The organism is Streptomyces sp. NBC_00045, from assembly GCF_045041095.1.
Taxonomy (GTDB): Bacteria; Actinomycetota; Actinomycetes; order Streptomycetales; family Streptomycetaceae; genus Streptomyces.
The window spans coordinates 2011973-2037854 of record NZ_CP108271.1 but is presented as its reverse complement, the minus strand read 5'-3'; the positions used below and the strand labels follow the sequence as shown (position 1 = coordinate 2037854).

The window sequence follows — 25882 nt, the reverse complement described above, 5'->3', positions numbered from 1 at the left end:
CCGGGGCGCAGCCGGTTCCGGCCGCGACGACGCCGCACCCCGACGGCTCCCGCTGCGCGGGGGCTGAAGGTGGGGGTGGACCGCGGGCGGGGGTGGCGACAAACTAGCAGCGCTAGCCATGACCGCATGTCCGCCGGGAGGCCCTTCGTGTCCGCGTCGAGAACGCCCTTCGTACCCACCGATCCGCTCGGGCTCGACGAGCTCCTCGCGCCCGAGGACCTCGCCATCCGGGACACCGTCCGCGGCTGGGCCGCCGACCGCGTGCTCCCGTACGTCGCCGACTGGTACGAGAGCGGCGAGCTCCCCGGCATCCGGGACCTCGCGAAGGAGCTCGGCGCGCTCGGCGCGCTCGGGATGTCCCTCCAGGGCTACGGGTGCGCCGGCGCCAGCGCCGTGCAGTACGGGCTGGCCTGCCTCGAACTGGAAGCCGCCGATTCCGGGATCCGGTCCCTCGTCTCCGTGCAGGGCTCCCTGGCCATGTACGCGATCTGGAAGTACGGCTCCGAGGAGCAGAAGCAGCGCTGGCTCCCCGGCATGGCTGCCGGCGAGCTGATCGGCTGCTTCGGCCTGACCGAGCCCGACGTCGGTTCCGACCCGGCCGCCATGCGCACGTACGCGAAGCGCGACGGCACCGACTGGGTGCTGAACGGCCGCAAGATGTGGATCACCAACGGCAGCGTGGCGGCCGTGGCCGTCGTCTGGGCGCAGACCGACGAGGGGATCCGCGGCTTCGCCGTGCCGACCGACGCCGCCGGGTTCTCGGCGCCCGAGATCAAGCACAAGTGGTCGCTGCGGGCCTCGGTCACCAGCGAGCTGGTCATGGACGACGTACGGCTGCCCGCGGACGCGGTGCTTCCGGGTGTCACCGGGCTCAAGGGGCCGCTGGGCTGCCTCAGCCACGCGCGGTACGGGATCATCTGGGGGGCCATGGGCGCGGCGCGCGCCAGCTTCGAGGCGGCGCTCGACTACGCGCGGACGCGGGAGCAGTTCGGCAAGCCCATCGGCGGCTTCCAGCTCACCCAGGCGAAGCTCGCCGACATGGCGCTGGAGCTCCACAAGGGCATCCTGCTCGCCCACCACCTGGGCCGGCGGATGGACGCGGGCACCCTGCGGCCGGAGCAGATCAGTTTCGGCAAGCTCAACAACGTCCGCGAGGCCATCGAGATCTGCCGCACCGCGCGGACCATTCTGGGCGCCAACGGGATCTCGCTCGAATACCCCGTCATGCGGCACGCCACCAACCTCGAATCGGTGCTCACCTACGAGGGCACCGTCGAGATGCACCAGTTGGTGCTGGGCAAGGCGCTCACCGGGCTCGACGCCTTCCGGTGAGGGCCCTGCTCAGCTCTGGTTGAAGAAGTCGCGCGAGCGGCCGGCGGGCTCGCCGCTCACGATCTGGGTGTCGGCCGGGGTCAGCAGGAAGACCCTGGTCGCCACCCGCTCGATCGAGCCGCGCAGGCCGAAGGTCAGACCGGCCGCGAAGTCGACCACGCGCTTGGCGTCGGCCGGGTCCATGGACGACAGGTTCACGATCACCGGGACGCCCTCGCGGAACAGCTCGCCGATGCCGCGCGCGTCACGGAAGCCGTCCGGGGTGACCGTCGCGATCCGCCGGCCCTGGTCGACGGCCGACTCCGACGCGACCTTGACCCGGGGGTCGGTGACCCACTGGTCGCCGGGGCCCGAGACGGAACCCTGTGCGGCCTCCGCGTAGTCGTCGTCGTAGTAACGCTCGTCGTCGCTGTCCTCCACGAGACCCAACCAGGCACTCGCCTTGCGTACCGAACCCATGGTCGCCTCCTTTCACCGCGGTAAGTCGTCTTCTCTCCGCTGCCCCTATGGTCGTCCATGATGCTGACAACGCGCCAAGTGGATAGCCGCCGCGCAGTGGTTTCGTGACGGTACTGGTGCAGAACATCCGTTGCACCGTCAAGGATCCTGGTGGGTACCGCTGCTGTCTGAGTGAAAATACGACTGCCGCCGCCGTGCGGGTGATCGACGGAGACGTACGAGTGAACGATCCGGCTCGATACGATGCGCTTCACGCACGCGCATGACACACGGGGGACCGGTTTGTTCGGCATCGTCAGACCTTGCACGCACCGGCTCGGGGAGCGTTTCAAGACGGAGTGGATGGCCCATCTCTGCGGGTTGTGCCTAGCACTTCGCGCAGACCACGGGCAGTTCGCACGGATCGTGACCAACTACGACGGGCTGCTCGTCTCCGTTCTGACGGAGGCTCAGTCCGGGCCGGCGCCCGGCTCCCGGCGCACCGCCGGCCCCTGCCCGCTGCGCGGCATGCGCACCGCCGCGGTGGCCAAGGGCGAGGGGGCGCGGCTCGCGGCCGCCGTCTCGCTCGTCCTCGCCTCGGCCAAGGTGCGGGACCACGTGGCCGACCGGGACGGGCTGTTGGCCCGAGCGCCGATCGCCGCCGCCGCGCGCAAGGTGGCCCGCGGATGGGACCGGGCCGGCGCCCGCACCGGGGCCTCGCTCGGCTTCGACACGGCCGTCCTCGTCGACGCCGTGGACCGGCAGGCGGGCATCGAGACGCTGGCCGGGGCGGGCACGCCCGTGCTCGTGGTGACCGAGCCGACGGAGACCGCGACCGCCGCCGCCTTCGCCCATACCGCGCAGCTGGCCGGACGGCCAGGCAACGCCCCCGCACTCGCCGAGGCGGGCCGCTACTTCGGGCGCCTCGCGCACCTCCTGGACGCCGTCGAGGACCAGGCCGCGGACGCCGCCGCGGGCGCCTGGAACCCGCTGACGGCCACCGGTACCCCGCTCGCCGAGGCCCGCCGGCTCGCGGACGACGCCCTGCACGGCATCAGGCTGGCGCTGCGCGAGGTCGAGTTCGCGGACGCCGGACTGGCCCACCGGCTGCTCGTGCACGAGCTGAAGACCTCCGTGGACCGGGCCTTCGGGGTGAGTAGCTGCGGACACGTGGGCACGAACGCCGCGGGGCAGGGCGGCTACGGGGCACCGCCGCAGGGCTACGGCCCGGGCCAGGGCGCCCCGTACGCCGGCGGCCCGTACGGGGGCGCCCCGCACGGCGGCCAGGGCGGCCAGGGCGGCAACCCGTACGGCGGGAATCCGTACGGCGGCGGCGCGGGCGGCCCCGGCGGCCCCTGGATACCCGGACCGCCCACGGGTCCCGGCGGCGGCCTGCCGCCGCAGAAGCCGCGCCGAGGGCTGCTCGCCGGGTGCGCCGTGTCCCTGGGGCTGTTCTGCACCTGCCAGCTGTGCTGCACCGAGCACGAGGGGCCGTGGTCCCGCAAGAAGCGGGACGCGTGGTGCGAGGCCTGCGACTGCGGCAACGGCTGCCCCGACTGCAGCGGCTGCTGCGACTGCTGCAGTTGTGACGGGTGCTGCTGCGACGGCTGCGACGGCTGCGGCTGCGACTGCTGACGCCCTTTCGGTTTTCCGTGGGTCCGGACGGCGTACAGGGAGGTTCCCGTCCGGGCCCGCGTGGAAGGGTTGAGCGGATGAGCGATGACGCAGATGATCCGAAGACCGCCTGGCGGAAATGGCACGAGCATCGGGTGGCTTCCGTGTCCGCCCCCTACGGCCCCCTCTCCCTCATCGGCACCCACTGGCTCTCCGACTACCCGGAAGGTCGACTTCCGGCCGTTCCGGGGCGCTGGCGCGCCACCGAGGGCGGGGTGGCACTGACCGCCTCCACCGAGGACGGCCTCAGCCTCGACGGCGAGCCCTTCACCGGGGACGCCGTCCTCGCTGCCGACCACGCACCGCCCGCGCGCTCCCGGATCGCCGCCCGAGGGGACCTCCGGATCACCGTGATCCGGCGCGAGGGGGAGTGGGCGGTACGGGTCTTCGACCCCGCCTCCGCGGCGCGCCGGGCCTTCGCCGGAATCGAGGCCACCCCGTACGACCCGGACTTCGTACGGCCGGGGCGCTTCCGGCCGTACGGCGAGGACCGGACCGTCCAGGTGGCGAACGTCGACGGGCGGGCGCGCGGGCTCGGCCTCGGCGGCGAGCTGAGCTTCGCGTACCGGGGTGCCGAGCACACCCTCCAGGTCGCCGTCGACGAGGACGACGGCAGCCTCTGGGCCGTCATCGGCGATGCCACCGGGGGGAGCTCCAGCTACCGCTTCCGCTTCCTGAAGCCGGGGGTTCCCGACCCGGTGGACGGCTCGATCACCGTCGACTTCAACCGGACCGTGCTGCCGCCCTGCGCCTTCGCGGACCATTTCATCTGCCCGTTCCCGCCCCCTGGGAACACCCTGCCCTTCGAGGTCGCGGTGGGCGAGCGGAGGCTGAAAGATGCCCTTGCCGCCCGAATCTGACGCCGAGACACTCCCGACAGCGCCTTCCGGGGGCTTGTCAGGGGCACGACGAAATCCTGTGCGCCCGCCGTACCTCCGGCTGCGCCTCACGGGCTCCGGCGCCCCCCACTGTCCGCCGGGCCCCCGATCCCTTCCGGGAGGACGAGAAGTGAGGATCAAGAGCATCACCCGTACCCGGCTGCTCGCCGTGGCCGCTGGCCTGGCAGCCGTCGCCGGGCTCGCCGCCCCCACCGCGGCGAGCGCGGACAGCGGCTTCAGCGCAGCGCGGCTCGCTGCCGCCGGAGCCTCCGTCCAGCGCGCCGACGTCGCCGGCACCGCCTGGTACACCGACCCCGCCAGCGGAACCCTCGTGGTCACCGCCGACTCCACCGTCACCGCCGTGGACCTCGCCAAGATCCGTACCGAGGCCGGAGCCGACGCCGGAGCCCTGCGCATCGAGCGCACCCCCGGCAAGCTGCGCAAGCTGATCTCCGGCGGCGACGCCATCTACACCTCCGGCTGGCGCTGCTCCCTCGGCTTCAACGTGCGCAGCGGGACCACGTACTACGTGCTGACCGCGGGGCACTGCACCGACGGCGCCGGCACCTGGTGGACGAGCTCCGCGCACACCACCACGATCGGTGCGACCGTCGGGTCGAGCTTCCCGAACAACGACTACGGCCTCGTGCGCTACGACAACGCCTCCCTCGCCCACGCGGGCACCGTCGGCAGCCAGGACATCACCAGCGCCGCCAACGCCACCGTCGGGATGTCCGTCACCCGGCGCGGCTCCACCACCGGCACCCACGGCGGCTCGGTGACCGGCCTCAACGCCACCGTCAACTACGGCGGCGGCGACATCGTCTACGGCATGATCCGCACCAACGTCTGCGCCGAGCCCGGCGACAGCGGCGGCCCGCTTTACTCCGGCACCAAGGCGATCGGCCTGACCTCCGGCGGCAGCGGCGACTGCACCTCGGGCGGGACCACCTTCTTCCAGCCCGTCGTCGAAGCCCTCAACGCCTACGGGGTGAGCGTCTACTGAGCCTCCACCGCTGACGGGGGGCGCCACGGCCCTCCCGGACCCGGCACAATCATGAGCCCCCGCCCGAACTCACGGGCGGGGGCCCATTGTTGAGGAGTGAGGTGGCACGCATGAGCAATGCGCCCTCCGGCCGGGGCGGGCCCGTTTCGGATGCGCAGCGGCGCATCCGGCGCAATCCCTGGCTGTTCACCGCGCCCCTGGTGCTGCTGTGCCTGCTCGTCGCCGTCCTCGTCTGGGAGGTCGCCCGCGGCAACCTGTCCGAGGCGACGCGCGCCCACTGGCCCTGGCGGCTCCAGCTGATGCCCGAGGAACCGCTGGCCAGCCTGCTGGCCGTGGCGGCCGGAGCCGTGCTGGCCCGCGCCCAGTACGCCCGTACGGTCCGGCCCCTGCTGGGGTGGCGCTCCGAGTACGTGGCGGGGGTACTGCCGGGCGATGCGAAGGCCTGGAGCACGGGCGTCCTCAACGGCGGCCAGCACAACGCGGGGGTGCACCGCGTGGACTACCTCGTGGTGCCGGCGGGCGACGTCGTCGACGGGCCGGTTCCCGAGGGGGCGTGGATGAACCTGCGCGAGGCCGGTGAGCGGCTGGGCGAGATCGGGCTGCGGCCCGCGGCCGATTTCCGCCTCGCCAGCATCGGCGCGGGATTCCCGCTGGTGGCGACCGGTACGTACGAGACCATAATGCTGGGGGTGTTCTCGAAGCGGTTCATCGACGAGGTGCAGGCGTTCCTCGTGCGCATCCAGGTGGTGGACAGCGTCGGGGACACGCACGAGCGGGTCATGGACTGCCTCAAGGGGGCCCGGGAACCGGTGGTCGCGCCCGTGGAGCAACCCCGGGCCGCACGGCCCGTGCCCGTACCCCGGACCGCGCCGCCCACCGGATGAAGGGCCCGCGAACCGGCCGCAGGGCCCCGCACCCGGCCGGATGCGGCGGCGGGAGCCGCGTCAGTGGACGACGTCGAAGACCTGCTTCTGCAGGCCGTTGGCGTAGACCTCGTGTTCGACGAGTTCCAGCTTCCGGGTGTCGTTGTCCGCGGTGCTGAAGAGGCGCTTGCCGGCGCCGAGCAGCAGCGGGAAGACGAGGAGGTGGTAGCGGTCGATCAGGCCGGCGTCCGAGAGGGCCTGGTTCAGGGAGGCGCTGCCGTGGACGATGATCGGGCCGCCTTCCGTCTCCTTGAGCGCGGCGACCTCGTCGAGCGAGCGCAGGATCGTGGTCTCGCCCCAGTTCGACACCAGGTCGTCCTCGGTGAGGGTGGTGGAGACGACGTACTTCGGCATCACTTTGTAGTCGGCGAAGTCCGCCATGTCCGGCCACACCGGGCTGAACGCCTCGTAGCTGACGCGGCCCATCAGCATCGCCGTGGCTTCCTTCTGCTCCCGCCCCTTGATGTCGAACGCCTCGGGCAGGAACTCCGTGTGCTTGAAGGTCCAGCCGGAGTTGCGGTAGCCGGGCTCGCCCCCCGGGGCCTCCACGACGCCGTCGAGCGAGATGAACGCGGTGCTGATCAGGGTGCGCATCGGAGGGTTCCTCGGTCTCTCGTGTCCATGTCCGGCAGCTTCGGCGGTGCGTCGCGCCGTGCCCGCTCGTGCGGCAACGCGTCACACCCCTCATGATCTCTGACTGCCGATCGCGGGGAAACTCATCGGTCCCCGTCGATCCGAGTCGATCCGCACGCAACCGCCCGGCCCCGGAGCCAGTCCAGCGCCTCGCAGAGGGCGTATTGCGCCGCGAAATGGCCGGCTCCGGGCTTGAGCACCGCCGTGCTGCGCCCGATGTGCTCCGCCAGCCAGTGGAAATGCCCCACCGGTGAGAACACGTCCTCGGCGCCGTGCCAGAGCATGACCGGGCAGGAGACCGCCCGCGGATCGCACCCCCAGGGCCGGCAGAGCGCGAGGGAGTCGTCCAGCCAGCCGTACGCGGAGGTCCGCAGTGCCTCCCGGAGGGTGTCCCGCACGCAGCGGCGCACCCGGGGGTCAGCCAGGACCGCGAGGTCCGCGGTCGAGAGGTCCGCGCGCAGGTCTTCGAGCAGCAGCCCCGGATCGCGGCGGATCCGCGCCGCCCGGGGGGTGAGGAGCCGTTCCAGAGCCGCGGGGTCGCGGTCCGCCAGGGTGTAGTGCTCCACGTTGAACGGGGTCATGCCGGCGTACCAGTCGAGCCCGGTGCCGTCGCGGGGCGCGAGGCCGACCAGGCAGACCGCCGCCGTCACCCGTTCGGGGAGCAGGGCCGCGCAGGCGAGCGCGTGCGGACCGCCCCCGGAGCGGCCGACGACCGCGAAGCGGTCGATGCCCAGGGCGTCCGCGACGGCGGCGGAGTCGGCGGCGGCGTCGGCCACGCGCCGCCCCGGCGCGCGGCCGGACTCCCCGTAGCCGGGCCGGTCGTAGGAGAAGAAACGGACGTGGGGGTGCCGTGCGGGGGCGTCGCCGAGCGCGACGCCCAGGCGGCTGCCCGGCATGCCGTGGTGGAGCAGCACCGGTGAGCCGTCGCGAGCCCCCCACTGTCGCGCGATCAGCTTCCGCCCGTCGGCCAGGCCCACCTCGATGCGCACTGCGGTCCCTCCCACGAGCGTCGGGAATCCGATACGGAGACCGTGTCCGCAAGCCTTCCCGCTCTCCGCGCCGCGGACACGGCCTACGCGGACACGGCCTAGAGGTGCGGGACGAGCAGGGCCGCCGCCGAGCGGGCGCGCTCCAGGGACGCCGGTCGGTCCGCGTCGCGCTGCCCGAGCACCACGCGGGTGCTCAGCCCGTCCAGCAGGGCGAGCAGCTCCGACGCGCGGGCGGGCACGTCCAGGTCGGCGGCGAAGCGGCCCTGGTCGAACGAATGTTTCGCACGGATATTCGAATTGCTCTATGGTGGAGACGGGGGAGGTGTTCCATCCGATCGAAGCAGGAGGCCGCGGGTGCCCGGGTTTACGCATCTGCACACCGTTTCGGGGTTCTCCGTGCGCTACGGAGGCTCGCACCCCGAACGGCTGGCGGAGCGTGCCGCCGAGCGGGGCATGGACGCCCTGGCCCTGACCGACCGCGACACCCTCGCGGGTGCGGTGCGGTTCGCGAAGGCCTGCGCGAAGGCCGGGATCCGGCCGCTGTTCGGGGTCGACCTGGCCGTGCCGTACGCCGCGGAAGCGGTCGGTGGTTCCGCGGCGGGCTCCCGCGCGGGCTCCCCGGAAGCCTCCCAGCGGCGCCGGACCCCGGTGCGCGGCGGCGCCTTCCTCGACGAGTCCGCCCCGCGCGCCGTCTTCCTGGCCCGGGACGGCGCCGCCGGCTGGGCCGAGCTGTGCCGCATGGTCACCGCGGCCCATGCGACCCACGCGGCCGGCGACGGGGTCGCCGCCGGGGACCCCGAGGGCCCGGGCGGCTCCGGTGCGCGGCCCGCGCTGACCTGGAACGCCCTGCGCGGCGAGTCCGTGTACGCACTGCTCGGCCCCGGGTCCGAAGTGGGCCGGGCGCTGGCCGCCGGGCGGCCGGACCGGGCCGTGCGACTGCTCGCGCCCTGGCGGGAGGTCTACGGGGACTCCCTGCGCCTGGAGGCCGTCGACCACGGCCGCACCGGCACCGGCCCCGGCTCGCTGCGGCTGGCCGCCCGTACGGTCGGCTTCGCCGCCGAGCAGGGCGTCCCGGCCGTCCTGACCAACGCCGTCCGGTACGCCGACCCCGGCCAGGGACCGGTCGCCGACGTCCTCGACGCGGCCCGCCGCCTCGTCCCCGTCGACCCCCGCGGCCCCCTCGACAGTGGCGAACGTTGGCTCAAGGCCCCCGCCGCCATGGCCGAGGCCGCCGACCGGATCGCCCGGGCCGCGGGCCTCGGCCCCGCTGACGCGCGCCGGCTGCTCGCGGAGACCCGGCGTACCGCCGAGGCCTGCGCCGTGGACCCCGAGGACGACCTCGGCATGGGCTCCGTGCACTTCCCCGAGGCCCACCTCGTCGGCGCGGCCCACCGCACCGCCCAGCGGGTCCTGGCCTCCCGGGCCTCCGCCGGCATGGTGCTGCGCGGCTACGCCGACGACCGCGCGTACTGGGAGCGGATGCACCACGAGCTGGACATCATCGCCTACCACGGGTACGCCTCGTACTTCCTGACGGTCGCTCAAGTCGTGGACGACGTACGCGCGATGGGCATCCGGGTGGCCGCCCGCGGCTCCGGCGCCGGCTCCCTCGTCAACCACCTCCTCGGCATCGCCCACGCCGACCCCGTCGAGCAGGGCCTGTTGATGGAGCGCTTCCTGTCCAAGCGCCGCCACGTCCTGCCCGACATCGACATCGACGTGGAGTCCGCCCGCCGGCTGGAGGTCTACCGGCGGATCATCGACCGCTTCGGCACCGAGCGCGTCGCCACCGTCTCCATGCCCGAGACCTACCGGGTCCGGCACGCCGTCCGCGACGTCGGCGCCGCCCTGTCCATGGACCCGGCCACCGTCGACCGGCTCGCCAAGGCCTTCCCGCACATCCGGGCCCGCGACGCCCGCACGGCCCTCGCCGAGCTCCCCGAACTGCGCGACGTACGCGGGGAGGAGCACGGGCGGTTGTGGGAGCTCGTCGAGGCGCTCGACGCGCTGCCGCGCGGGATCGCCATGCACCCGTGCGGGGTGCTGCTCTCCGACGCTTCGCTGCTCGCCCGCACCCCCGTGCTGCCCACCAGCGGCGAGGGCTTCCCGATGTCCCAGTTCGACAAGGACGACGTGGAGGAGCTCGGGCTGCTCAAACTCGACGTGCTGGGCGTGCGGATGCAGTCCGCGATGGCGCACGCCGTCGCGGAGATCCGACGCGGCACGGGGGAGGAGCTCGACCTGGACGACCCCGCCCAGGTCCCGCCGGGCGACGGGGCGACGTACGAGCTGATCCGCTCGGCCGAGACGCTGGGCTGCTTCCAGATCGAGTCGCCGGGCCAGCGCGACCTGGTGGGCCGGCTCCAGCCGTCGACCTTCCACGACCTGGTCGTCGACATCTCGCTGTTCCGGCCCGGCCCGGTCGCCGCCGACATGGTGCGGCCGTTCATCGAGGCGCGGCACGGGCGGGCCCCGGTCCGCTACCCGCACGAGGACCTGGCGGACGCACTGCGCGAAACGTACGGGGTGGTGGTCTTCCACGAGCAGATCATCGAGATCGTGAACGTCATGACCGGCTGCGGGCGCGACGAGGCGGACCGGGTGCGGCGCGGGCTCTCCGACCCCGAGTCGCAGGCGCGGATCAAGGTGTGGTTCGCGGCGAAGGCGGGCGAACGGGGCTACGCGCCCGAGGTGATCGGCCGGACCTGGGAGATCGTCGAGGCGTTCGGCTCGTACGGGTTCTGCAAGGCGCACGCGGTGGCCTTCGCCGTGCCGACGTACCAGTCGGCGTGGCTGAAGGCGCACCACCCGGCCGCGTTCTACGCCGGCCTGCTCACGCACGACCCGGGGATGTACCCGAAGCGGCTGCTGCTGGCGGACGCGCGGCGGCGGGGCGTGCCGGTGCTGCCGCTGGACGTGAACCGCTCGGCGGTGGCCCACCGCATCGAACTGGTGTCCGAGGTCGGGGCTCCTCCGGTGTGGGGGCTCCGGCTGGCCCTGGCCGACGTCCACGGCATCAGCGAGGCGGAGGCCCGCCGGATCGAGGACGGGCAGCCGTACGGATCGCTGCGCGACTTCTGGGACCGGGCGCACCCCGGGCGGCCGGTCGCGCAGCGGCTCGCGCAGGTCGGGGCGCTGGACGCCTTCGGCGCCAACCGGCGCGACCTGCTGCTGCACGTGGCCGAGCTGCACGGCGTGCAGCGGTCGGCGGGGGCCCGGCCGGGCAGTGTCCAACTCCCGCTGGACGGCGGCCGGTCGACGGCCCCCGTCGGCCTGCCCGACCTGAACGAGGCGGAGCGGCTCAGCGCGGAGCTGGGCGTGCTCGGCATGGACACCTCGCGGCACCTGATGGGGGACCACCACGCCTTCCTCGCGGAGCTGGGGGCGGTCCCCGCCAGTAGGTTGCGCGAGATCGAGCACGGCCGGACCGTACTGGTCGCGGGGGCCAAGGCCGCCACCCAGACCCCGCCGATCCGCTCCGGGAGGCGGGTCATCTTCACCACGCTGGACGACGGGACGGGCCTGGTCGACCTGGCCTTCTTCGACGACAGCCACGAGGCGTGCGCGCACACCGTCTTCCACTCGTTCCTGTTGCTGGTGCGGGGTGTCGTCCAGCGGCGCGGACCGCAGAGCCTGAGCGTGGTCGGCGCGGCCGCCTGGGACCTGGCGGAGCTGGTGGAACTGCGGGCCGCGGGCGGCCTGGACGCGGTCACGGCCCGCCTGGCGGAGCCGCTGCCCGGGGCGGGGGAGCCCGCGGACACCGCCGGCTCCGGGCGCCGCATCCACCTGCCCACCGGATACGAGATGAACCCGTGGGCCGACCTCCAGCCGGCCGGCGACCGCGCCGCGACCGGCCGCAAGCTGTGGCACTCCAGCCCGGGGAGCGCGGGATGACCCCGGCCAACGGCGTCCTGCACGTACGGTGCGCTCCGACCCTGACCGAGGAGGGCTACCGCGAGGTCCTGGAACTCCTGAGGGAGTTCTCCCCGACGGTGCAGGCCCTGCCGCCCCGGGCGGCGCTGGTGCACGTACGCGGCGCCCGGCGGTACTTCGGCGCGGACGCCCGCCGGATCGCCGAACTGGTGCGGCTGCGCGCGCTCGCCCGGCTCGGCACGGACGTACGGATCGGGGTCGCCGGGACCTGGGCGGTGGCGGCGACGGCCTCCGCCCGGGTGCCCGGGCCCGGTGGCGTCCTGGCCGTGCCCGAAGGCGCGGCGGACGCCTTCCTCGGGCCGCTGCCGGTGGAGGCCCTGCACGGCATCGGCCCCAAACAGGCGGAGGCGCTGCGCGGGTACGGGCTGCACACGGTCGGCGCGGTCGCGGCCGTCTCCCCGGGCACCGTCGAACGGATCCTGGGGCAGCGGGCGGGCCGGCTGGCCGCGGAGCGCGCCCGCGGGATCGACCCGCGCCCCGTCACCCCGAAGGACCTGCCCGCGTCGGCCGCCGTCCGCAGCGGCTTCACCCGGCACGAGCTCGACGGCCCGCACGCCCGGGCCGTGCTCCTCGGCCTGGTGGTCCGCCTCGGCGCGGTACTGCGCGGCCGCCGCCAGGCCGCCCGCTCCCTGTCGCTGACCCTGCAGTTCGCCGGGGGCGCCCGATGGGAGCGGGCCCGACGGCTCCCGGAGGCGTCCGGGCACGACGAGGACCTGCGGGCCGCGGCCTACCGCCTGCTGGACGCGGCCGGGCTGCAACGGGCTCGGCTGACCGGCATGGTGCTGCGCGCCGAGGACCTCACGGGCGCCGAGCGGGCGTCCCGGCAGATCTCCCTGGACCCGGTCCGCGAAGCCCGCCTGACGGTGGAGGCGGCCGTCGACCGCGCGAACGCCCGGTTCGGCCCGGGCACGGTCCGCCCGGCCGCGACCTTCCACAGGGCGGCCTAACGGGTGTCCGGCCCGCCCAGCAGGAGCCGGGCCATTTCGGAGCGCAGCCCGGAGGTCTGGGCCTGGATGAGGTGGAACTGGGCCTCGCGGGCGAGGCGCCCGGCGGTGTTCCCGTACGAGATCGCCCGGCCGCCCGTCGCGGCGACGCAGGCGGTGGCCGCCCGTACGCCGAGTTCGAGGACGGCCGCCCGCAGTGCCAGCCGGTCCTCGACCCGCTCCTGCGGCGGCAGTTCGTCGCGCAGCGCGTAGGCCTCCGTGCGCAGCCGGGCCGCGTCCTGCGCGACCCGCAGGCCGAGCTCCTCGTACGCGGCGCCGGCTGCGGGGGCCGACCGCAGCAGGAAATCGGCCGCGGCGCGCACGTGTCCGAAGACGGCGGGGTGGGCGTTTGCGTTCTCAAGGTCGTAGGCGCGGGCCCACTCCGCCCGGGGCTGTACGCAGACCACCGCGCTCGGCGGGACCAGGACGTCGCGGACCTCCACCGCCACCGTGCGGGTGCCGTTCATCGCCCACAGCTCCGCCGCCCCGGCGGGGACCAGCCCCGGATCCCCATCGGGCCCGCAGTCCACCGCGGCGAACAGCACCCGGTCGTCCGGGGCGAGGGCGCCGAGGTACACCACGTCGGAGAGGCCCCAGCCGGTCATCCAGGGCACCCGGCCGCGCAGCCGCCACCCGTCGGCGGTCGGCTCCGCGGTGACGGGCGGCCGGGCGTGCCGCAGGAAGGCGAAACCGGCCGTGCCGCGCCTGGTCCCCGAGGCGAGGTCGGCGGACCACCGCTCGCGCAGTGCGGCGGCCTCCGGGCCGGTGGCCCCCTGGAGCCCCTTCACCAGACCGAAGTGCTGCGTGTGGACGAACCAGGTGGAGGGGTCCGCCGCGGACAGCAACTCGTTCACTTCACGGACAACTTGACGAGTCGTCAGTCCGCTCCCGGGGTCGGGGGTGTGGCCGAGCGCCCCGTACGCGCCGCAGCGGGCGAGGGCATCGAGGTGTGAACGCGGCACGCCCTCCTGCGCGGTCTCCTCCGCGGCGGGCACCAGCGTGCCCACGGCGAGCTCGGTGACCGAGGAAACGAGCGGGTCGGCGGCGAGGTCGGGCGGGGTGGCCAAGGCCGTTCCCGCACCGGGAGCCCACTGCATCCGATCACTCACCTCACGAGGAGTAGGGACTCCATTGTCTCGGGGGCGTGCCGGGGCGGGCGGCGACACGCATTTTTTACTGACGCGTAACTTCCAAGTTTTGCTACCCGCCCGTAATTTGACGGCAAGCATCCCCCCCCTTGTGATCCGGATCACGGGACGAACCCCCACGTATTTCCCTGACCCCGCAAGGAGATCACCCGATGCTGCCCTGGCGACGCCTGCTCCGCCCGCTGGCCGTCCTCACCCTCGCCGCTGCCGCCCTCGTCGCCCCCACCGGCGCCGCGCAGGCCGCGTACGCACCCAGCAGCGGCTGGAACGACTGGTCCTGCAAACCTTCGGCCGCCCATCCCCGCCCCGTCGTGCTCGTCCACGGCACCTTCGGGAACTCGGTGGACAACTGGCTCGGATTCGCGCCGTACCTCGTCCACCGCGGGTACTGCGTCTACTCCCTCGACTACGGGCAGCTGCCCGGCGTTCCCCTCTTCAACGGGCTCGGCCCCATCGACAAGTCGGCCGGCCAGCTGGCCGTGTTCGTCGACAAGGTGCTGGCCTCCACCGGAGCCGCCAAGACCGACGTCGTCGGCCACTCGCAGGGCGGCATGATGCCGAACTACTACCTCAAGTTCCTCGGCGGCGCCCCCAAGGTCAACGCACTGATCGGGCTCGCCCCCGACAACCACGGCACCACCCTGGACGGGCTCACCCAGCTGCTCCCGTACTTCCCCGGCGCCGAGGACCTGATCAGCTCCGCGACACCGGGGCTGGCCGACCAGATCGCCGGATCGGCGTTCGTGACGAAGCTCAACGCGGTCGGGGACACCGTGCCGGGGGTCCAGTACACGGTCATCGCGACCAAGTACGACGAGGTCGTCACGCCCTACCGGAGCGCGTTCCTCCAGGGGGCCGGCTCCAACGTACGCAACGTCGTGCTCCAGGACCTGTGCCCGCTGGACCTCTCCGAGCACGTCGCCATCGGGCTCACCGACCGGATCGCCTGGCACGAGGCGCTCAACTCCCTCGACCCGGCGCACGCCACCCGGACCACCTGCGCGTCCGTCTTCGAGTGACGTCGACGCACAGGCGGCCGGTCCGGTGAACGGGCCGTGCTAGAGACCGTGGCGGCCCGGCGTCGTCGCACGGCGTCGGGCCACGGCGAACAGCACGGCCGCCCCGAGGGCCAGCACGCCCGCCCCGGCGATCGCGATCAACGGGGTGGCGGCGCTGCCCCCCGTCGCGGCGAGGCCGGTACCCGCCGGGGAATCCGAAGGCACCGGGGCGAGCGCGGTACTGCCGTTCGTCTTCGGGTCGTTGTCACCGTGGCCGTTGTGCTCCACGGTGGACTTGCTCTCCCCGTCCGCGATCTGCTGGTCCGTCGGAGCCTTGGGCGCGGCCGAGGGGCGGCCGCCGGCGGAGGACCTGGCGCTCGGCTGCGCACTCGGCTTGGCGCTCGGGGCGGTGCCGGTCCCGGTGCCCGTGCTGCCGCCGCTGTCCTTGCCGAACACCACGTCCGAGCAGGTGTAGAAGGCCTCCGGGCTGTCCGAGCGCTGCCAGATGCTGTAGATCAGGTGCCGCCCGGACTTGTTCGGCACGCTGCCGGAGAACACGTAGTCCCCGTTCTGCATGCCCGGGTCGGTGGCCTTCGCGAACGGCGCCGGCTCCAGGTCCGACCACTTCAGCGGCTTGGCCGGGTCGTAGCCGTCCTTCGTGACGTACAGCTCGAAGGAGCCCTTGTGCGGGGCGGTCCCCTTGTACCGGAAGGTGTGCTCGCCCGCGGTCATCGGGCTCGCCGGCCAGTCGGCGCGGGCCAGGTCCAGGCCCCGGTACTTGTCGTTGCCGGCGGAGCAGAGCTGGCCGTTCGGGATCAACGAGCGGTGGTTGCCGGCCGCGTTGGCGATGTTCACCGCGTTCCAGTCGTAGAACGCCTGCGCGCCGCTCGCCGCCACCGCCGCCTTGCAGGCGGCCGACTTCGGGGACTCGGGCCCCTCCGCGTAGCAGGCCGCCACCCGGCTGACCGGGTCCGTCATCGAGCCGTGCGCGGCCGCCGGTGCGGCGGCGTACGCGGCCACCGCGAGCGGGGCGAGACCGACTGCGGCGATACGGGTCACGGTACGGCGGCGTGCGGGCATGAGTGGATCTCCTTCGGAGCGGCGGTGCGGGCGCGGATCGCGGTCGTCGGTGCGCCGGGAACCGGGCTGGGCGGCGCCGCCCCCCGTGGGTTCCGACGCCGCCCCATGCCCTCCTCGGCCCCGTCAAGCTAGCCCCCCGCACCCCGGCTCCCGCCCCTTTCGAGGCCCCCGCGAAGATCTTTAGGGTGCGCTTAAGGAAGCACTAAGCGGGCCTACAGAAAGAGGGCGGATGGGGGAGAATCCAGGGGTGACCTCGACGAACCTGAAGATCCGGATCGACGGTGCGGCCGGCGCGGCCGCCCCCTACGAGCAGCTGCGCGCCCAGATCGCCGGGGCGGCGCGGGCCGGCGACCTGCCGGTCGGGTACAAGCTGCCGACGGTGCGCGGGCTCGCGGAGGAGCTGGGGCTGGCGGCGAACACGGTCGCGAAGGCCTACCGGGCCCTGGAGGGCGACGGGGTGATCGAGACCCGGGGCCGGAACGGGACCTTCGTCGCGGCCGCCGGCGACGGGGCCGCCCGGGAGGCGGCCTCCGCCGCGCAGGCCTATGCGGAACGCGCGAAGCGGCTGGGCCTGGGCTTCGACGAGGCCACGGCGGCCGCCCTGGACGCCCTGCGCGCCCGGTACGGCCGGTAGCCCGAAGAACCCCGGCCCCTCAGCCCCCGTACGGGCGCAGCCGCGCCCGGAGGTGGTGGGTGAGGGGCTGTCCCATGGCCGCCATGTCCTGTTCGACCGTCAGTTCCCCGTCGTGGAAGGCGTACCGGCGCCGCATCGCGGTGACCTCCTTGGCCTTCGGGGTGCGGGCCACGGTGTCGGTGGCCATCTCGATCTCCGCGCCGGAGACCCGGCCGACGTACGTCTCCACGATGCCGGTCGGGTGCGCGAGGACCACCTCCACGGAGGCGTCGGGCAGGATGCGCCACCACCCGGACTCCCGCCCCGAGGGGCGCAGGGCCGTGCCGGACCCGTCGACCAGCCAGGCGCGCGACTCGTAGCGCAGGAACGGCCGGCCGTCGTGGCTGAAGGTGATCTCCTGCTCGTACCGGAAGTCCTGTTCCAGCGTCGGGTACTCGCCCGCACCGCTGCCGTGCCAGCGGCCCAGGAGGTGCAGGACGGGCTTCAGCTGGGGGTGCGGCTCCGGGCCCTCGCCGAGGACCTGGCTGTCGGGGTACGGGTTCTCCTGCGCCGGCTCGGGCACGTGCACGCTCCTGTTCGGTGTCCCCGGGACTCTCCCCGGGCCGGGGCCCATTGTCGTCGGCGTACGGGTCCGGCCGGCCCCCGCCCCGCCCACGGCTCCGCCCGGGACGGGCCGGCTACAGGTACAGGCCCGCCTCCGGGTCGTGCTGGCCCTGCGGCGGCAGCAGCGACGCGGGGCCCGCGCCCCGTCGCAGCGCGAACAGCTCGGCCAGCGTGGCGCCCTCGCGCGAGACCCCCTCGTCCGTGCCCAACCAGTCCACCGCCTCGCCGTGCGTCAGGCGGCCCACCTCGATGCGGGCCAGGCAGCGGCCCGGCCGGACCACCGCCGGGTGCAGCCGTTCCAGGTCCTCGTTGGTGGTCACCCCGACCAGCACGTTGCGGCCCTGCCCCAGCAGCCCGTCCGTCAGGTTCAGCAGCCGCGACAGCGCCTGGCCGGCCGTGTGCCGGGCCTCGCCGCGGATCAGCTCGTCGCAGTCCTCCAGTAGGAGCAGCCGCCAGCGGCCCTTCGCCGTGCCCTCGTCCTCGCCGATCGCGATGTCCATCAGGTAGCCCACGTCGTTGAACAGCCGCTCCGGGTCCAGGACGCAGTCCACCTGGCACCAGTCCCGCCACGACCGGGCCAGCGTCCGCAGTGCGGAGGTCTTGCCGGTGCCCGGCGGGCCGTGCAGCAGGAGCAGCCGCCCCGCGATGTCGTCCGGGGTCACCTTCATCAGCCGGTCCATCGCCCCGGCCACCGGCGCCGTGTAGTTGGGCCGCACCTCCGCCCAGGTCCCGGCGGCGATCTGGCGGGTCGTCCGGTACGGGCCGCGGCGGGGGGAGACGTACCAGAACCCCATGGTGACGTTCTCCGGCTGCGGTTCGGGTTCGTCCTGCACCCCCTCCGTGGCCTCGCCGAGCACGCCGGCGGCGAGTTCGTCGCTGACCGCCGTCACTGTGACGTCCGCGCCGCGGCTCCAGCGGGAGACGAGCATCGTCCAGCCCTCGCCCTCCGCGAGGGTGGCGCTGCGGTCGGAGTCGCGCGCCGAGCGCAGCACTGTGGCCTCGGGCGGCAGCAAGGTCGCCTCCGCCTTCACCCGCTCGATCGTCACGCTGTGCGAGTACGGCTGCTCGCCGGAGGCGAACCGGCCGAGGAACAGCGCGTCGACGACATCCGACGGCGAATCGCTGTCGTCGACGTTGAGCCGGATCGGCAGCGCGTCATGCGGGTTGGCTGGCATGGCGCCCATGATCCGGCACGAAGTGACCTCGTGCACCCGTGTTTCGCCGGATCGGGTGCCCGGGTTCCCTCTTCAAACGCGCCGGTGGTGAAGATTCGGGTCGCAACTCCACGCCGAAAATTCTTGGCATGAACACTTCCGGCCAACCCCGGCTCCCAGTACCACGGACTCAGGAGTAACCCCCACAAGGAGCCGCACACATGAGCATGAAGATGTCGCGCTTCGCCGCCCTGACCTCCTCCCTCTTACTCGCCGCGGGCGCCGCCCTGTTCGGCACCGGACAAGCGGCCGCCGCCACGGCCGATTTCGGCTACGTCGCCCTCGGCGACTCGTACTCCTCCGGCGTCGGCGCCGGCAACTACGACAGCGGGAGCGGCAACTGCAAGCGCACCTCCCGCGCCTACCCGGCCCTGTGGCCGCCGCCCACTCCCCGCAGACCTTCTCCTTCACCGCCTGCTCCGGCGCCCGTACGGGTGACGTCCTCTCCGGGCAGCTCGGTCCGCTGAACTCCGGCACCGACCTGGTCAGCATCACCATCGGCGGCAACGACGCAGGATTCTCCGACGTCATGACGACCTGTGTGCTCCAGTCCGAGTCCACCTGCGTCAGTCGCGTCAACCAGGCCAAGGCGTACGTCGACTCCACCCTCCCCGGCCAGCTCGACCAGGTCTACGACGCCATCCACGGCCGGGCGCCGGGCGCGCACGTCGTCGTCCTCGGCTATCCCCGCTTCTACAAGCTGAACGGAACCTGCGTCACCGGCCTCACGGAGGGCGAGCGCTCCGCCATCAACGGTGCGGCCGACTACCTGAACGCCGCCATCGCCAAACGCGCCGCCGACCACGGCTTCACCTTCGCCTCGGTCGCCGGCGCCTTCACCGGCCACGAGATCTGCTCCGCCGACGCGTGGCTGCACAGCCTCAACTGGCTCAACATCGGCGAGTCGTACCACCCCACGGCCGCCGGACAGTCCGGTGGCTACCTGCCCGTCTTCACCAACGCCGCCTGACCGGGCGGTCACGAGGCAGTGGCGTCCGGGCCCGCGGCCTCGGACTCCGCAGCCCCGGGCCCCGCGGCCACCGGCTCGGTGGTGGCCGCCGGGGTCGCCGGCCCCGCCGACACCGGGGCCGGTGAACCGCTCGGCCCGGGGGAGGGGGAGGCCCCGTCCGTCGGGGGTTCCCCCTCCCCCTCTTCGCACGTCACGGAGAACTCCACCCAGTCCGAAACCGCCGGTGCGGCCCCCCGCACCTCCAGCCGGACCGCGTCGTCGAAGGTCGCGTTCGGGTAGTACGTGAGCTCGGTGTGGTCCAGCTGCCGGCTCCGGGGCCCGTCCGCCCCGTAAGTGACGGACTGCCAGCCGGGGTCGGAGGTGACCCCGCTGCGCGTCGCCCAGCGGTACTCCAGTACGGCGGGCGTACGGTCCGCTTCGACGGTCGCCGTGAAGGCGGGCGCCCGCGCCGCATCGGGCGGGCACGTCCCCCGGTAGTCCGCCCGTACGGCGTGCACCGCCACGGCGAAGTGCGGCGCGGGCGTGGCCGACGGCGAAGCGGACGGCGACGGCGACGGCGTGGCGGACGGTGACGGCGACGGTGAGGCGGACGGCTCCGTGGACGTCCCGGCCGCCGTGGTGACCGGACCCGTCGGGCCGGTGCCCCCGCTCCCGCCCGTGTCGCCGCGGTCCTTGAGCAGCAGCCACCCCAACGCGACCACCGCCAGCAGCAGCACGATGATCCCGACGGTCAGCACCAGCCCGGCCCGCCCCTCGCGCGGCGCCCCGCCGCCCGCGGCCCCGGCCGCAGCGGTACCCGACGCCGGATCGGTCATCGGCACCGGCATCGGCGGGGTCGGCCCGTCGCGCCGGTCGCGCCCGTACGGCCTGTCCTGCGGGCCGGCCCGGTGGTGCGCCGTGGCCGTCGGGGAGTCCGGCCCGGACACCGCGCCGCCGGAGCCCCGCAGGGTCCCGCCCGCCCCGACGATCCGCAGCATCCGGGCCGCCTCCGCCGCGGGCAGCCGCTCCGCCGGGTCCTTGCGCAGCAGCCCCTCCAGCACCGGGGTCAGCGGGCCCGCCCGGTGCGGTGGCGGCAGCTCCTCGTCCACCACCGCCCGCAGCGTCGAGAGCGGGGTGTCCTGCCGGAACGGCGAAACCCCTTCGACGGCGGCGTACAACATCACCCCGAGCGACCACAGGTCCGATTCGGGCCCCGGATCGCGCCCCAGCGCCCGCTCCGGTGCGAGGAACTCGGGGGAGCCCACCACCTCGCCCGTCATCGTGATCGTCGACGATCCCTCCAGGCTGGCGATCCCGAAGTCGCTCAGCACCATCCGGCCGTCGTTGGCGATCAGCACGTTGGAGGGCTTGACGTCCCGGTGCAACACCCCGGCCTCGTGCGCGGCGCGCAGCGCGGCCAGCACCTGCTCCCCGAGGTGCGCGGCCCGCTGCGGGGTGAGCGGCCCCTCGGCCTCCAGTACGTCGGCCAGCGACAGCCCGCGCACCAGCTCCATCACGATCCAGGGCCGGCCGTCCTCGGTCACCACGTCGTAGACCGTGACGACCCCGCGGTGCGAGACCCGGGCTGCCGCCCAGGCCTCCCGTTCGAGCCGCCGGTACATCCGGCCGATCGCGGCGCCGTCCAGCCCCGTCGGAGGCCGGACCTCTTTGACGGCGACCTCGCGGCCCAGTACTTCGTCACGGGCCCGCCACACGATGCCCATGCCGCCCCGGCCCAGCACGTCGATCAGCCGGTACCGGCCCGAGATGACACGGTCCGCAGCGGATTCCCCGCCCGCCCCGCCGATTTCGTCACTCACGCGAGCCCCCTGGTGTGTCCGTGTGTCGGCGGGCGATCACTCCAAGTTAGCGCAGCGCGCGCGATGTGGCCCCGGTCCGCGCACGACCCGCGCGGCGCCCCCCGAAGGCCCCCCCTTACCTGCGGAGAGTGACGGATGACTCCGCTGAGTAATCGTCAACTCCCCGTCGCTATAGGGGTAATTCACACCACCGGGATACCCGAGCACGACGTGGGGGCGATAGGGTTACCCTGCCCGGGCCGGGTGCCCTCGTACGGGTGGGGAGAGAACATGGAACAGATAGCAATGCGCAGCAGGCCGCCACGCGTGCCTGCCATCACGTGCGGCAGTAGTGCGACCAGTTCGCGCCTCGACCGCCACCTCGCCGTGCTGGGCGGACCTGCCGTCCCCCACCGCGAGACGGCCGAGGCGACGCTGCTGATGCGCGAACTCACCTCTCGCGACCACACGCACCGCCTGCGGAGCCGGAGCGCGCGCGTCTCGCTCTTCGCGCCGCTGCGCCGTCTGCGTCGCACGCTCTTCGGTAGCCGCCGCTCGTAACAACCGTCCCCGACTCCTCAAGGTTTCGCCCCCGGCCCTACGCAACCACACCATCCCGGCGCAGTGTCGTGATCTGTGCGCCCGTCATCCCCAGGGCGCGCAGCAGGGCCTCGGTGTGTTCGCCGAGCGCGGGCACCGCACCCATGTGCGGTGCCGCGCCACCCGGCAGGCCGATCGGCGGCAGCAGTGCCCGTAGCGGACCCGCCGGTGATCCCACCTCCCGCCAGCGGTCCCGTGCGGCCAGCTGCGGATGCTGTGCGAGCCGGGCCACCGAGTTCAGCCGTGCGCACGCGATGCCCGCCGCCTCCAGCCGCTCGACCGCCTCGTCCGCGCCCAGCCGGGCCAGCGCCTCGGCGACCACCGCATCGGTCTTCTCCCGCCCCCGGGTGCGCGCCGCGTTCGTCGCGTACGCCGGATCCTCGGCCAACTCGGGCCGCTCCAACACCTGTTCTGCGAGCCGACGCCACTCGCGGTCGTTCTGCACCGACAACAGCACCCGGTCCCCGTCCGCCGTCGGGTAGGCGTCGTACGGGGCGATGACGGCGTGCGCGAGGCCCGTGCGCACCGGCTGCTCCCCGCCGTGCATGGTGTGGTGCAGCGGATGCCCCATCCATTCGGCCAGCGCGTCGAGCATCGAGACCTCCACCCGGCCCCCGCGCCCGGTCGTCCCGCGGCGCAGAAGGGCCGCGAGGACCCCGGAGAAGGCGTACATGGCCGCCGCGATGTCCGCCGCCGGAATGCCCGCCTTGACGGGCTGCTCCGGCGTGCCGGTCACCGAGACCAGCCCCGCCTCGCACTGCACGAGCATGTCGTAGGCGCGCTTGTGGGCGTACGGGCCCTCGGACCCGTACCCGGAGATGTCGACGGCGACCAGCCGCGGGTAGCGCTCGCACAGCGAGGCCGAATCGAGGCCGAGCCGGGCCGCGGCCCCCTGGGCGAGGTTCTGCACGAAGACGTCGGCGCCGGCGAGCAGTTCGTGCAGCACCTCCAGGCCGCGCGGGTCCTTCAGGTCGAGCGCGATCGACTCCTTGCCGCGGTTGGCCCAGACGAAGTGCGAGGCCAGTCCGTGCGCAGTGGTGTCGTAGGCGCGCGCGAAGTCGCCGCCGTCGGGCCGCTCGACCTTGATCACCCGGGCTCCGAGGTCGGCGAGCTGGCGGGTGGCGAAAGGGGCCGAGACGGCCTGTTCGACGGCGACGACGGTGACACCGTCGAGCGGCAGGGGGTCGACGGGGTGCGCGGGCACGGGTGAGTCGGATGTCATGACAGCCTGCCTACCTGCCCGGCCCCCGGCCTGTCACCACACGGGGCGCCGACATCCCCTGCTTTTCACGGTTCGTCCGCCTGTGGCGCCGGTCTTAGTCGCGGCGGGCGCGGCTCTCAGTCCTGGCCGCGCGCGAACCTGCGCGCGGCCGGCGGCGCGCAGAGGACCAGCAGGAGCAGCGACCAGGCGACGGCTCCCGCGACCGGGTGCGCCGCCGGCCACGCGGCGCCCGCCGCGGCCTCGCCACCGGCGTTCCCGCACAGCGAGCGCACCGCCGTGGCGACGGCGCTGATCGGGTTCCACTCGGCGACCGCGCGCAGCCATCCGGGCAGTCCGGCGGTCGGCAGGTACGCGCTGGACAGCATCGGCAGTACGAAGGTGGCGCTGCCGAGCTGGCCCGCCGCCTCCTCGCTCCGACTGAGCAGGCCGAGGTACGTCCCCACCCATGCCGTCGCGAAGCGGAACAGCAGCAGCACGCCGAACGCCCCCAGTGCGCCCGGGAGCCCGTTCTCGATCCGCCAGCCCATCGCGAGCCCCACTAGCATCACCGGCACCATGGAGACCGCCGTGGTCAGCAGATCGGCGGCCGTCTGCCCGAGCGGTACGGCCGCGCGGCTCATCGGCAGCGAGCGGAAGCGGTCCGTCACCCCACGGTGGACGTCCTGCGCGGCCGTGAACATGCCCGTCATCAGGCCGTTCGCGGCGGTCGCGGCGAGCAGCCCGGGCACCAGGAACTCGCGGTACTCGGAGCCGGGCATGGCGAGCGCGCTGCCGAACACGTACCCGAAGAAGAGCAGCATCGTGATCGGCATGGTCTGCGTGAGGACCAGCAGCGCGGGCGCGTGCCGGGCCTTCTGCAACTGGCGGGTGAAGACGGCGCCGCCGTCCGACAGCAGGGTGCTCATGCCGCGTGCTCCTTCTGCGCGAGGGGGCTCCGGGTGAGGCGCAGGAACACCTCGTCGAGGGTGGGGGGACGCAGACTCGCGTCGGTGACCGGGACCCCGGCCCGGTCGAGCGCGCGGATGATCCGGGGCAGGGTGAGCTCCCGGTCCGTGGTCGTCACCCCGGCGGTCAGGCACTGCCGGTCGAGTACGGGCCGCCCGCCGGTCAGCTGGTCGAGTACGACGGCCGCGCCGTCGAGTGCCGCGGCCTCGGCGACGGTCACTTCGGCGTACGCGCCGATCCGGGACTTGAGCTCGTCCGGGGTGCCGGTGGCGACGGCCCGGCCGCGGTCCACGACCACGATGTCGTCGGCGAGACGGTCGGCCTCCTCCAGGTACTGGGTGGTGAGCAGGACGGTCGTGCCCTCCTCGGCGAGCGCCCGTACGGCCGTCCAGATGTGCTCGCGGGCCGCCGGATCGAGGCCGGTGGTGGGCTCGTCGAGGAACAGCACCCGGGGGTGGGTGATCAGCCCGGCGGCCAGGTCGAGGCGCCTGCGCATCCCGCCGGACCAGGTGGAGGTCACCCGGTCGGCGGCTTCGGTGAGGCCGAAGCGCTCCAGTAGCCCGTCGGCGCGGGTCCGCGCGTCCGCTCCGCGCAGTCCCGCGAGGCGGGCGAAGAGCCGCAGGTTCTCGCGGCCCGTCAGGTCCCCGTCGACGGAGGCGTACTGGCCGGTGACGCCGATGGCGCGGCGGACGGCGGCCGGATCGCGCGTGACGTCGTGGCCGGCGACGAGGGCGCGTCCGCCGGTGGGCCGGGTCAGCGTGGCAAGGATCCGTACGGCCGTGGTCTTTCCGGCCCCGTTGGGGCCGAGGAGGCCGCAGACCGAGCCCTCCGGCACGGCCAGATCGAGGCCGCGCAGGGCGTGCACCTCGCCGAAGCGCTTCTCCAAACCCTCACTCAGTACAGCGTACGTAGTTGTCATGTGGGGGACCCTACCTCACTCCGTACGGTGTACGTAACTAGGATGAGGGCGAGGTGATCGAGTGATGGCAGCGAGCGGGCGACCCGCCCAACCCGAAGTGATCTGGGCCCGCCCGGGCCGCGCCGGACGCGGACCCCGGCCCGCGCACACCCGCGAGTCCATCGCGGCCGAGGCCGTGCGGATCGCGGACGCGGAGGGGATCGAGGCCGTCTCCATGCGGCGGGTGGCCGCCGGGATCGGCGCCGGGACGATGTCCCTCTACAACTACGTGCCGCGCAAGGAGGACCTGTACGAGCTGATGGTCGACGCGGTCAGCGGGGAGTACGAACTGACCCCGCCGACCGGGGACTGGCGGGCCGACCTGCTTGCGCTCGCCCGCCAGACGCGGGAGCTGATGCACCGCCACCCCTGGCTGCCCCGGCTGCTGTCGCCCGTGTACGGCTTCAGCCCGAACGCCCTGCGCTACCTGGAGCACAGCCTGGACTGCCTGGTCCCGCTGGAGGTCCCCGGTCCACAGAAGCTGGAACTCGTCGCCGCGGTCAACGGCACGGTGGCCACCTTCGTGGCGAGCGAGCTGGCCCTGGCCGAGCGGGCCCGGTCGCTGCCGTGGAGCGAGACCGCAGAGGAGGGCGTACGCACGGCCTGGCTGGTCTCCCGGCTGGCGACGGGGGAGTACCCCCTGCTGGCGGCGGCGCTCACGGGCGCCCATCCGGTGTCGGAGGCGGCGTCCGACCTCGCCGCGGTCTTCGACCGCTCGGTGTCCCGCCTCCTCGGGGCCTGGGAACCGACACAGGGCTGACCGCGGCCCGGCCCGGGCTCGGTCGGGGTCCGGCCCGGTCCGGCCTGTGCGTGGTCGGGGGCAGGCCCGGCGTGCGCCCGGCTGCGCTCGGCCCGTGCCCGGTCGGGGTCAGGCCCGGCGTGCGCCCGGTGGGGATCCGGCCTGGCACCGGCCCGGGCTCGGCGGGGTCCGGCCTGCGCTCGG

23 protein-coding genes and 1 pseudogene are annotated in these 25882 nt (G+C 73.8%); 12 read left to right on the top strand and 12 right to left on the bottom strand.

The genetic code is table 11. The features are described 5' to 3' along the window. The first annotated feature begins 147 nt into the window (after positions 1-147). A complete protein-coding gene (locus OHA65_RS09655) occupies positions 148-1332 on the top strand; it encodes an acyl-CoA dehydrogenase family protein (protein ID WP_405755381.1) in 1185 nt (394 codons plus the stop codon). A 9-nt stretch (positions 1333-1341) separates the two neighbouring features. On the opposite strand, the gene OHA65_RS09650 is transcribed toward OHA65_RS09655, so the two are convergent. Then, positions 1342-1791: a cell division protein SepF gene (locus tag OHA65_RS09650; RefSeq protein WP_327282719.1), complete on the bottom strand. Its 450-nt coding sequence runs from the start codon at positions 1789-1791 to the stop codon at positions 1342-1344. Between the two features lie 282 nt (positions 1792-2073). On the opposite strand from OHA65_RS09650, the gene OHA65_RS09645 reads away from it, so the two are divergent. The 4 genes from OHA65_RS09645 (at position 2074) to OHA65_RS09630 (ending at position 6212) form a co-directional block, all read left to right on the top strand. Further along, positions 2074-3405, top strand: a complete 1332-nt coding sequence (locus OHA65_RS09645; protein ID WP_405761744.1) for a DUF5685 family protein — start codon at positions 2074-2076, stop codon at positions 3403-3405. Between the two features lie 77 nt (positions 3406-3482). Beyond that, positions 3483-4304, top strand: a complete 822-nt coding sequence (locus OHA65_RS09640; RefSeq protein ID WP_327282717.1) for a DUF1684 domain-containing protein — start codon at positions 3483-3485, stop codon at positions 4302-4304. Between the two features lie 148 nt (positions 4305-4452). Beyond that, positions 4453-5328, top strand: coding sequence for a S1 family peptidase (locus OHA65_RS09635; RefSeq protein ID WP_327282716.1), 876 nt, complete (start codon positions 4453-4455; stop codon positions 5326-5328). A gap of 110 nt (positions 5329-5438) precedes the next feature. Continuing rightward, positions 5439-6212 carry a hypothetical protein gene (locus tag OHA65_RS09630; protein ID WP_327282715.1) on the top strand — a complete coding sequence of 258 codons (774 nt, stop codon included), beginning with the start codon at positions 5439-5441 and terminating at the stop codon, positions 6210-6212. 60 nt (positions 6213-6272) lie between these two features. Here OHA65_RS09630 and OHA65_RS09625 read toward each other — a convergent pair whose 3' ends face one another. The 3 genes from OHA65_RS09625 to OHA65_RS09615 form a co-directional block, all read right to left on the bottom strand. Next, positions 6273-6845, bottom strand: a complete 573-nt coding sequence (locus OHA65_RS09625) for a dihydrofolate reductase family protein (RefSeq protein ID WP_327282714.1) — start codon at positions 6843-6845, stop codon at positions 6273-6275. 122 nt (positions 6846-6967) lie between these two features. Continuing rightward, the gene (locus OHA65_RS09620) at positions 6968-7873 is read right to left on the bottom strand and encodes an alpha/beta hydrolase (RefSeq protein WP_328762291.1); all 906 of its coding nucleotides are present in this window, start codon (positions 7871-7873) and stop codon (positions 6968-6970) included. 98 nt (positions 7874-7971) lie between these two features. Further along, on the bottom strand, positions 7972-8163 hold the full coding sequence (locus OHA65_RS09615) for a TetR family transcriptional regulator C-terminal domain-containing protein (RefSeq protein WP_405759169.1): 192 nt from the start codon (positions 8161-8163) through the stop codon (positions 7972-7974). Positions 8164-8227: 64 nt separating this feature from the next. Here OHA65_RS09615 and OHA65_RS09610 point away from each other — a divergent pair, with 64 nt between their 5' ends. Beyond that, positions 8228-11767, top strand: a complete 3540-nt coding sequence (locus OHA65_RS09610; protein ID WP_328762288.1) for a DNA polymerase III subunit alpha — start codon at positions 8228-8230, stop codon at positions 11765-11767. Next, on the top strand, positions 11764-12753 hold the full coding sequence (locus tag OHA65_RS09605; RefSeq protein WP_371646431.1) for a hypothetical protein: 990 nt from the start codon (positions 11764-11766) through the stop codon (positions 12751-12753). Before OHA65_RS09610 ends, OHA65_RS09605 begins: the two co-directional genes overlap by 4 nt. Here the strand turns inward: OHA65_RS09605 and OHA65_RS09600 are convergent. Next, positions 12750-13898 (bottom strand): acyl-CoA dehydrogenase family protein, encoded by a 1149-nt coding sequence (locus tag OHA65_RS09600; protein ID WP_329313105.1) that lies wholly within the window; start codon positions 13896-13898, stop codon positions 12750-12752. The genes OHA65_RS09605 and OHA65_RS09600 overlap by 4 nt on opposite strands. Before the next feature lie 191 nt (positions 13899-14089). Here OHA65_RS09600 and OHA65_RS09595 point away from each other — a divergent pair, with 191 nt between their 5' ends. Continuing rightward, positions 14090-14956 (top strand): alpha/beta fold hydrolase, encoded by an 867-nt coding sequence (locus OHA65_RS09595; protein WP_327282708.1) that lies wholly within the window; start codon positions 14090-14092, stop codon positions 14954-14956. A 39-nt stretch (positions 14957-14995) separates the two neighbouring features. On the opposite strand, the gene OHA65_RS09590 is transcribed toward OHA65_RS09595, so the two are convergent. Continuing rightward, positions 14996-16015, bottom strand: a complete 1020-nt coding sequence (locus tag OHA65_RS09590) for a lytic polysaccharide monooxygenase (protein WP_327282707.1) — start codon at positions 16013-16015, stop codon at positions 14996-14998. A 247-nt stretch (positions 16016-16262) separates the two neighbouring features. Here OHA65_RS09590 and OHA65_RS09585 point away from each other — a divergent pair, with 247 nt between their 5' ends. Further along, positions 16263-16649: a GntR family transcriptional regulator gene (locus OHA65_RS09585; protein WP_327282706.1), complete on the top strand. Its 387-nt coding sequence runs from the start codon at positions 16263-16265 to the stop codon at positions 16647-16649. Between the two features lie 19 nt (positions 16650-16668). Here OHA65_RS09585 and OHA65_RS09580 read toward each other — a convergent pair whose 3' ends face one another. Both OHA65_RS09580 and OHA65_RS09575 read right to left on the bottom strand, forming a co-directional pair. Then, a complete protein-coding gene (locus OHA65_RS09580) occupies positions 16669-17211 on the bottom strand; it encodes an FABP family protein (RefSeq protein ID WP_328762281.1) in 543 nt (180 codons plus the stop codon). Positions 17212-17326: 115 nt separating this feature from the next. Then, positions 17327-18427: a DUF5925 domain-containing protein gene (locus tag OHA65_RS09575; protein WP_371646429.1), complete on the bottom strand. Its 1101-nt coding sequence runs from the start codon at positions 18425-18427 to the stop codon at positions 17327-17329. A gap of 206 nt (positions 18428-18633) precedes the next feature. Between OHA65_RS09575 and OHA65_RS09570 the strand changes: the two are divergent. Then, positions 18634-19436: pseudogene (locus tag OHA65_RS09570) on the top strand (SGNH/GDSL hydrolase family protein). A gap of 8 nt (positions 19437-19444) precedes the next feature. Here the strand turns inward: OHA65_RS09570 and OHA65_RS09565 are convergent. Continuing rightward, positions 19445-21139 carry a serine/threonine-protein kinase gene (locus OHA65_RS09565; RefSeq protein ID WP_328765160.1) on the bottom strand — a complete coding sequence of 565 codons (1695 nt, stop codon included), beginning with the start codon at positions 21137-21139 and terminating at the stop codon, positions 19445-19447. Between the two features lie 366 nt (positions 21140-21505). On the opposite strand from OHA65_RS09565, the gene OHA65_RS09560 reads away from it, so the two are divergent. Beyond that, the gene (locus OHA65_RS09560) at positions 21506-21775 is read left to right on the top strand and encodes a hypothetical protein (protein ID WP_076046471.1); all 270 of its coding nucleotides are present in this window, start codon (positions 21506-21508) and stop codon (positions 21773-21775) included. 37 nt (positions 21776-21812) lie between these two features. Here the strand turns inward: OHA65_RS09560 and OHA65_RS09555 are convergent, their stop codons facing one another. The 3 genes from OHA65_RS09555 to OHA65_RS09545 all read right to left on the bottom strand — a co-directional run bounded on the left by OHA65_RS09555 (position 21813) and on the right by OHA65_RS09545 (position 24900). Beyond that, positions 21813-23036 carry a CaiB/BaiF CoA-transferase family protein gene (locus tag OHA65_RS09555; protein WP_327282703.1) on the bottom strand — a complete coding sequence of 408 codons (1224 nt, stop codon included), beginning with the start codon at positions 23034-23036 and terminating at the stop codon, positions 21813-21815. A 116-nt stretch (positions 23037-23152) separates the two neighbouring features. Beyond that, the gene (locus OHA65_RS09550; protein ID WP_327282702.1) at positions 23153-23941 is read right to left on the bottom strand and encodes an ABC transporter permease; all 789 of its coding nucleotides are present in this window, start codon (positions 23939-23941) and stop codon (positions 23153-23155) included. Beyond that, positions 23938-24900: an ATP-binding cassette domain-containing protein gene (locus OHA65_RS09545; RefSeq protein ID WP_329313099.1), complete on the bottom strand. Its 963-nt coding sequence runs from the start codon at positions 24898-24900 to the stop codon at positions 23938-23940. The genes OHA65_RS09550 and OHA65_RS09545 overlap by 4 nt, the downstream gene beginning before the upstream one ends. Before the next feature lie 64 nt (positions 24901-24964). Here OHA65_RS09545 and OHA65_RS09540 point away from each other — a divergent pair, with 64 nt between their 5' ends. After that, positions 24965-25699: a TetR/AcrR family transcriptional regulator gene (locus OHA65_RS09540; RefSeq protein ID WP_327282700.1), complete on the top strand. Its 735-nt coding sequence runs from the start codon at positions 24965-24967 to the stop codon at positions 25697-25699. Positions 25700-25882 lie beyond the last annotated feature (183 nt).

Coding starts and splice junctions, on each gene's coding strand:
- OHA65_RS09650 (WP_327282719.1), bottom strand. CDS start 1,791: ATGGGTTCGGTACGCAAGGCGAGTGCCTGGTTGGGTCTCGTGGAGGAC.
- OHA65_RS09640 (WP_327282717.1), top strand. CDS start 3,483: ATGAGCGATGACGCAGATGATCCGAAGACCGCCTGGCGGAAATGGCAC.
- OHA65_RS09630 (WP_327282715.1), top strand. CDS start 5,439: ATGAGCAATGCGCCCTCCGGCCGGGGCGGGCCCGTTTCGGATGCGCAG.
- OHA65_RS09625 (WP_327282714.1), bottom strand. CDS start 6,845: ATGCGCACCCTGATCAGCACCGCGTTCATCTCGCTCGACGGCGTCGTG.
- OHA65_RS09605 (WP_371646431.1), top strand. CDS start 11,764: ATGACCCCGGCCAACGGCGTCCTGCACGTACGGTGCGCTCCGACCCTG.
- OHA65_RS09595 (WP_327282708.1), top strand. CDS start 14,090: ATGCTGCCCTGGCGACGCCTGCTCCGCCCGCTGGCCGTCCTCACCCTC.
- OHA65_RS09590 (WP_327282707.1), bottom strand. CDS start 16,015: ATGCCCGCACGCCGCCGTACCGTGACCCGTATCGCCGCAGTCGGTCTC.
- OHA65_RS09575 (WP_371646429.1), bottom strand. CDS start 18,427: ATGCCAGCCAACCCGCATGACGCGCTGCCGATCCGGCTCAACGTCGAC.
- OHA65_RS09565 (WP_328765160.1), bottom strand. CDS start 21,139: ATGGGCATCGTGTGGCGGGCCCGTGACGAAGTACTGGGCCGCGAGGTC.
- OHA65_RS09560 (WP_076046471.1), top strand. CDS start 21,506: ATGGAACAGATAGCAATGCGCAGCAGGCCGCCACGCGTGCCTGCCATC.
- OHA65_RS09555 (WP_327282703.1), bottom strand. CDS start 23,036: ATGACATCCGACTCACCCGTGCCCGCGCACCCCGTCGACCCCCTGCCG.
- OHA65_RS09550 (WP_327282702.1), bottom strand. CDS start 23,941: ATGAGCACCCTGCTGTCGGACGGCGGCGCCGTCTTCACCCGCCAGTTG.
- OHA65_RS09545 (WP_329313099.1), bottom strand. CDS start 24,900: ATGACAACTACGTACGCTGTACTGAGTGAGGGTTTGGAGAAGCGCTTC.
- OHA65_RS09540 (WP_327282700.1), top strand. CDS start 24,965: ATGGCAGCGAGCGGGCGACCCGCCCAACCCGAAGTGATCTGGGCCCGC.